The 6,499-nt window shown below is 60.7% G+C and carries 5 protein-coding genes; all 5 read right to left on the bottom strand.

The features are described from left to right. Positions 1-72: 72 nt before the first annotated feature. The 5 genes from pqqB to HT737_RS12725 all read right to left on the bottom strand — a co-directional run bounded on the left by pqqB (position 73) and on the right by HT737_RS12725 (position 6,251). Positions 73-984 carry a pyrroloquinoline quinone biosynthesis protein PqqB gene (gene pqqB, locus HT737_RS12745; protein ID WP_041070011.1) on the bottom strand — a complete coding sequence of 304 codons (912 nt, stop codon included), beginning with the start codon at positions 982-984 and terminating at the stop codon, positions 73-75. An 81-nt stretch (positions 985-1,065) separates the two neighbouring features. Next, positions 1,066-1,140: a pyrroloquinoline quinone precursor peptide PqqA gene (gene pqqA / locus HT737_RS12740; protein ID WP_182402737.1), complete on the bottom strand. Its 75-nt coding sequence runs from the start codon at positions 1,138-1,140 to the stop codon at positions 1,066-1,068. Positions 1,141-1,296: 156 nt separating this feature from the next. Beyond that, the gene (gene pqqF / locus HT737_RS12735; protein WP_182402735.1) at positions 1,297-3,714 is read right to left on the bottom strand and encodes a pyrroloquinoline quinone biosynthesis protein PqqF; all 2,418 of its coding nucleotides are present in this window, start codon (positions 3,712-3,714) and stop codon (positions 1,297-1,299) included. A 47-nt stretch (positions 3,715-3,761) separates the two neighbouring features. After that, a complete protein-coding gene (locus tag HT737_RS12730) occupies positions 3,762-4,556 on the bottom strand; it encodes a carbon-nitrogen hydrolase family protein (protein ID WP_182402733.1) in 795 nt (264 codons plus the stop codon). Between the two features lie 12 nt (positions 4,557-4,568). Continuing rightward, on the bottom strand, positions 4,569-6,251 hold the full coding sequence (locus tag HT737_RS12725) for an NAD(P)/FAD-dependent oxidoreductase (protein ID WP_047297002.1): 1,683 nt from the start codon (positions 6,249-6,251) through the stop codon (positions 4,569-4,571). Positions 6,252-6,499: the final 248 nt, after the last annotated feature.

Here is a 6,499-nt window from a genome sequence, read left to right as displayed (position 1 = left end):
CCAGCTCCCACAGTTTTTTGTGTACACCACAGAACACTGTGGGAGCTGGCTTGCCAGCGATGGGGCCATCCGCTACAGCACAATACTCATGCCATCGAACGCCACTTCAACATTACGCCGCGCGAGCTCCGCGCGCTCCGGCGAATCCTCATCGAGAATCGGGTTGGTGTTGTTGATGTGGATAAGCACCTTGCGTTGCTCAGGCAACTGCTCCAGCACTTCGAGCATGCCGCCGGGGCCGTTCTGCGCCAAGTGGCCCATTTCACGACCGGTGCGGGTGCCGACGCCACGGCGCTGCATTTCATCGTCATCCCACAGCGTGCCGTCCACCAGCAGGCAGTCGCTGCCGGCCATGATTTCCAGCAGCGGCGCGTCGACCTTGCCCAGGCCCGGTGCATAGAACAGTTTGCCGCCGGTGTTGAGGTCTTCGACGATCAGGCCGATGTTGTCGCCCGGGTGCGGGTCGAAACGGTGCGGCGAATACGGCGGTGCGGCGCTGCGCAACGGCAGCGGAGTGAAGCGCAGGTTCGGGCAGGCAGCGACGGTGAAGCTCTGGTCGAGTTCGATGCGGTTCCAGTTCAACCCGCCGTTCCAGTGGGTGAGCATCTTGAACAGCGGGAAACCGGTGCTCAAATCCTCGTGAACCATGTCTGTGCACCAGACCTGATGCGGGCAGCCTTCGCGCAGGCTGAGCAGGCCGGTGGTGTGGTCGATCTGGCTGTCCATCAGGATGATCGCGCTGATGCCGGTGTCACGCAGGGCACGGCCCGGTTGCATCGGGGCAAAGCTCTGCAGTTGCGCGCGGATGTCTGGCGAGGCGTTGCACAGCACCCAGTTCACGCCGTCGTCGGAAATCGCGATGGACGACTGGGTGCGGGCCTTGGCATTCAGGCTGCCGTCGCGAAAGCCTGCGCAATTGACGCAGTTGCAGTTCCATTGCGGAAATCCGCCACCGGCGGCCGAACCCAGAATCTGGACGAACATGAACGCTCCCATCTTTCAACGCTGAAAATAAAACGCCTCGGCGAGCCGAGGCGTTGCACTGCAAGTCTGCGTAGGCAGAACTCAGCGGCTGGCGAAGTACATGGTGACTTCGAAGCCGATACGCAGGTCGGTGTAAGCCGGTTTTTTCCAGGACATGGGTGTCTCCTTCAGGGTGGGTGGGATAGCGCTGTCCATAGTTATAGTCCACGGCAGCGCAGGGATGTTCCAAATAGTTAGGCTGCTATGTTACTCAAAATTTCAACGGTATTGCCCGTGAATCTTTGAGAAAGCTCCTTGCAGCCTTGGTAATGATCATTTTGTCGCTTGCCACGGGGCGCCGGGTGACGATGCGCTGGCCAGGCAGCGCCAGCCGCCCTCGGCGTTGAGCAACCGCCGCGCTGCCGCCAGCAATGCCGAGCGTTGCAGTTGACCAATGGCCGTGTGCAGTTGTCCCAGATAATCCGACGAGTGGCCCGCGAGTTTGGCCTGCCACAGCAACTCGGCGGCGTCTTTGCCGGACAGCTGACGCTCATCGAACTGATCGGCGAGTGACTGGCGTTGTTGGGTGAAATGCACTTCGTCGAGGTTTTCGATCAGCGCAGGAATGTTTTTGAGGAACTGCTGAATATGACCGAGCAGCTCAACGGGCGCAGTCTCTGGCGACTGCACACCGAACAGCAATCCACTCTGACCATGTACCTGCCGCAAGGCACTGAACACCGCGTAGCCCAATTGCAATTCGACGCGCAGGCGCTGATAGAACGGGGTCTGGCACAGCTGCGCGAGCAGTCGCCAGGCGGCTTCGTCAGCGATTTCGTGGTCTGCGGTCGGGCAGAACAGCAGCAGCGCATGCTCGCTGGAGGCGGTGTCGATGTGGCTCCACACATGTTGCGCATTGATCGTCGGCACTGTCGGCAGTTGATTGTCCGGTGTGCCGGGGATGCGGCTCAGGGCCAGACCCATGGCCGATTGAGTTTTTGCGTTGAGACCAAGCGCCAGTCCGTCCCAGCGCGACGTTGTCCACACCTGTTTGGCGTCGTTCGACTCGACGGCCGATGGCAGGCAATGTTCAGGCAACGCCTTGAGCAACTGACGGATCGGTATCAACGGCGCTTCCGGCCCAGCGTTGGCTGAATCGGCGTCGATTTGCGTCAGACATTTCAGTGCGTGTTCCAGGACACCGGGCATCGGCTCCTGCAGTCCCGTCAGTTTCAGCAGCCACTGAGTGCCGGTGGCACTGAACGCGATTTCGACGCCGGCTTGCCGTGCATCTTCCTGAGTTTCCTGCAGACTGCGTTGCAGCTTGCTTTGCAGATCGACGCCAGCCTGCGCTGCGGTTTGCCAACGCAAGTAGATCGCACCGTGATCAGTGTAGTCCGGCAGCGCCTGACTGAACTGCATCGGTGAACGCTCACGCCGCCCGCGCGAGCGATCCTGAGCGAAAGTGCGCAATCCACGATGGGCGCTGGTCTGGCCGCGGATCAGCCCGGCGTTGGCCAGCGGTTCGCTGGAACCGAGGAAAGGGTTGGCGGCAGGCCGATGCCAATGCGCGCTGAAGTTATCCACAACGCCGATGTCGCGCAGGATGTGTTTGAGGGCGGCCACGCCGTTTTCCGACAAGCCGTGTTCAAGTTGTTCGCTGTCGCGGCGCGCCAGTAGCAGTGCGCCACTGACTTGCTGTTGACGTTCCAGCAATTTGGCGTATTCCTCGCGTAGCGCTGCCCAGTCCTGTTGCGCGGCGAAGAAGCCCAACCAGTCCAGTAGATGTTCACGAATGGCGCTGAGGGAGTCGGCGGGGGCGGTGAATTGCAGGTGCAGCAACGCTTGCCCGGCGAACTGATACAGCGGCACCGCTTTCAAACCGTCCGCGAGGCGTTGTTGCTGCAAATGGGCGAGCAAACCGCCGGGCTTGGCGCTGTTCAGCCAATGGCAGAGAAACGCCAGTGCTTCGGCGGACGAGTCGGGCAGCGCTTCGAAAGCGAACAGCAGATGGCTGCTTCGCTCGCCGACCTGTTGATAACTGTTCACCGCCAATGGCACGGTCGCTGCCTGTTCGAGCTTATCCCCAACCGGCAGCGCGCCGGCAAACTGCTGCGCCAGTACGCGCAATGCTTCAATGCTGTGCGGTCCGACCAGGCTCAGCGTCATTTGCCCGCTGCGATAAAACTGCCGGTGGAAATCCTTCAGCGCCTGTTGAAACGCTGGTAACTCAACTTTCAGGCTGTCGCGATTCCCCGCATGAAACCCGCGCAACGGATGCGTGGCGGGCAACCCTTCGTACAACGCCAATTCCTGCAGGGCCGTGGGATCTTGCGACCACGCGACAAATTCCGCGTCCAGCACTTCCCGTTCGCGCAACTGATCGTCCGGATTCATACGCGGATGGGCGAGCATGTCTGACAGACGCTCAAGCCCGGCACTGAAGGCGGAGGTCGGCAGTTCGAAAAAGAAATCGGTGGTGCGTTCTCGGGTGCTGGCATTCACCTGCCCACCGTGACTTTGCACGTAGGCCATCAGCGCCTGACTCGCAGGAAATCGCTCGGTACCGAGAAACAGCAAATGCTCGAGAAAATGCGCCAGTCCCGGCCACTCCAGCGGCACGTCATGACTACCGGCGGCCACCCGCAATGCAGCGGCACTGCGCTTCAAACCGGGCACCTGACGCAGGGTCACGCGCAAGCCGTTGGCCAGGGTTTCAGTGTGGTGGCGGGTGTGAGTCGGCGCAGGCATGGGCACTTCCAGAACAGTGAAGTGCCATGCTAGCGGATTGCGTGGGGTCAGCGCTTGTCCAACGCATGGTAAAGCTCGGGGCGACGGTCGTTGAGGTAGCGGTTGGCGGCGCGGGAATCGGCCATCAATTGCCGATCCAGCTCACCGACGATCAACGCTTCATCGAGGCCGGCCTGGGCGATACGGCTGCCGTCCGGCGCAGCGATGCTGCTTTGCCCGCAATAGTGGATCTCGCCTTCCTGTCCGCAGTAATTGGCGTACGCCACGTAGCATTGGTTTTCGAAGGCGCGGGAACGCACGGTGACGTCGGCGATGAAATCGAACGGAATCATGTTCGCCGTCGGTACCAGGATCAGCTCGGCACCGGCCAACGCCAAACGCCGCGCATTCTCCGGAAACTCCAGGTCGTAGCAGATCAGGAAACCGATTTTCCAGCCGTTGAGTTCGACGATGGGAAAATCATCATCCCCCGGGCTGAACATCGACCGATCCAGATCACCGAACAGGTGGGTCTTGCGGTAATTGCACAGGCGTTCGCCGTGCGCATCGATCAACTGCACGGCGTTGTAGATCTGCCCGCCGGCCGTGCGCTCGGGGTATCCGTAAGCGATCGCCAGCCCGGCGGCTTTGGCGATTCGACCGATCTGTTGCGCCCATTCGCCGTTGTAGACCTCGGCCAAGGTGCTGACCGCTTCCTTGCCGATGTTGTAGCCGCTCAGAAACATTTCCGGCAGCACCAGCAGGTCGGCACCCTTGGCCTCCATTGCCAGTTGCTGCAGGCGATGCAGGTTGGCGGCGGGTTCCAGGGGCAGCGGTGGACATTGGTAAAGGGCTACACGCATCGGGGATTCCTCTTACTCGGGCAGGGCGATAGGGCCGATGTCTTTGAACACATCACCCGGGCCCGGGTTCTCTTTATGTGTCGAACCGCCGAAATGCTTCATGATGCCCCACACTGCGTTGAGCGACGTCTGCACCGCGCCTTCGACCCACGCCGGGGTCCACGACACGTCGTCACCGGCGATGAAGATTCCGCGCTGCTCGGCTGGCATGTCGTCCTGCATGAAGTGCGCGTACATCCGCTGGTTATAGCGATAGTGGCCGGGCAGGGCGCCTTTGAATGCGCCGAGGAAGTACGGATCGGCTTCCCACGACACGGTGATCGGATCGCCGATGATCCGCGCGGCGATATCGACTTTCGGGTAGATCTTCTTCAGCGCGTTCAACGCCAGCTCTACGCGTTTTTCAACAGGATGCGGGAGCATTTTCAGCGCGTCGCTCATCCACGAATACGACAGGCAGATCACGCCCGGCTTGTCGTCACCGTTGTCGAACAAATAGGTGCCGCGAGTCAGGCGATCGGTGAGGGTCATGCTCATCAGATCGCGACCGGTTTCCGGGTCCTTGTCCTTCCAGAACGGGCGGTCGACCATGACGAAGGTCTTCGACGACTGCATGTAGCGCGTGCGATCCAGTGCCATCCACATCTTCTGCGAGAACAGGGTTTCGTCGCATTCGATCTGGGTGGTCAGCAGCCAGCTCTGGCAGGTGGTCAGCACGGCGGCGTATTCGCGGGTGTCGCCGTTGTTGTCGGTGACGGCGAAACGGCCGTCCGGCGCGTGGGCGATTTTCTTCACGCCGGAACGCGGCGCGCCACGGTGCAGGGATTTCAGACTGGTGCCTTGTGGCCAGTGCACGCAGCGCTCCGGTACATGGCGCCAGATGCCTTGCGGCACTTGCTCCACACCGCCGACCACCAGGTGCTGGTGATCGTCGCAGTTGGTCATCACCACGCGGAAGATTTCCAGCATCGAGTTGGGGAAGTCCGAATCCCAGCCGCCGGTGCCGAAACCGACCTGACCGAACACTTCGCGGTGATGAAACGACAGTTTGGCGAAGGCCTTGGAGGTGGCCACGAAGTCGTAGAACGTGCGGTCGTCCCACAGCGGCACGAGTTTGTTCCACAGTTCTTTGAGGCGTGGCACATCGCGGTCACGGATGGCCTGCTGGATATCGGCGAACTGCGAGCCCGCCTCCAGCGCATCCGCCCAGGCGTCAGCCACTTCCTGAAACAGGGCAGGAAGATCCTTCAGGCTTTGTGCGTAATGGGTTTTACCTTCCAGGTCGATCACCGTGCTGCCGGAGGCTGGCGTCAGCGGGTTCGGGAACGGTTTGGTCTCAAGGCCAAGCTTGTCGACGTAGTGGTAGAACGCCGTGGAGGACACCGGAAAACGCATGCCGCCCAGTTCCGCAACGATGCCGTCGGTACCGTTGAACGCCTGCGAACGCAGGCGTCCACCGAGCTTCGAAGCTTCGTATACCACCGGTTTCAGGCCGAGCTTCATCAGCTCGTACGCGGCCACCAGACCAGCGATACCGGCGCCGACAATCGCCACTTCAGCGCCATGGTGGTGTTCAGGAATGCTGCCGAGACCGGCCGGGTGTTCGATCCAGTCGTCGAAGGCGAACGGAAAGTCCGGGCCGAAAATGGTGACGGGTTTCTTGCCGTCTGCAGGATGGCGATTGTTCTTGTTCATGGCTGACCCTGTTGGCGACCCGACGCAGGACGCGCGTCTGAGTATAGGAAAAGATGCCAGCCATTCTAGGGAGCGTGGAACACGTTAATAAGACGCAATGTGTCGTCGTTTTGCCATTTAACTGATCAATATGACGATGGGTGACTGCATATCGACCAGATGTAGAAGCGAACCTGCTCGCGAAGAGTCCCTCTCAGCCAACACATTTTAAACTGGCTGCCCCCGATCGATCTTGCTACTCAAAATGA

The sequence above is a fragment of the Pseudomonas sp. MD195_PC81_125 genome, from assembly GCF_014060985.1.
Taxonomy (GTDB): domain Bacteria; phylum Pseudomonadota; class Gammaproteobacteria; order Pseudomonadales; family Pseudomonadaceae; genus Aquipseudomonas; species Aquipseudomonas parakoreensis.
This window is presented reverse-complemented; position numbering and strand designations above follow the sequence as displayed.

Coding starts and splice junctions, on each gene's coding strand:
- pqqB (WP_041070011.1), bottom strand. CDS start 984: ATGTTCGTCCAGATTCTGGGTTCGGCCGCCGGTGGCGGATTTCCGCAA.
- pqqF (WP_182402735.1), bottom strand. CDS start 3,714: ATGCCTGCGCCGACTCACACCCGCCACCACACTGAAACCCTGGCCAAC.
- HT737_RS12730 (WP_182402733.1), bottom strand. CDS start 4,556: ATGCGTGTAGCCCTTTACCAATGTCCACCGCTGCCCCTGGAACCCGCC.
- HT737_RS12725 (WP_047297002.1), bottom strand. CDS start 6,251: ATGAACAAGAACAATCGCCATCCTGCAGACGGCAAGAAACCCGTCACC.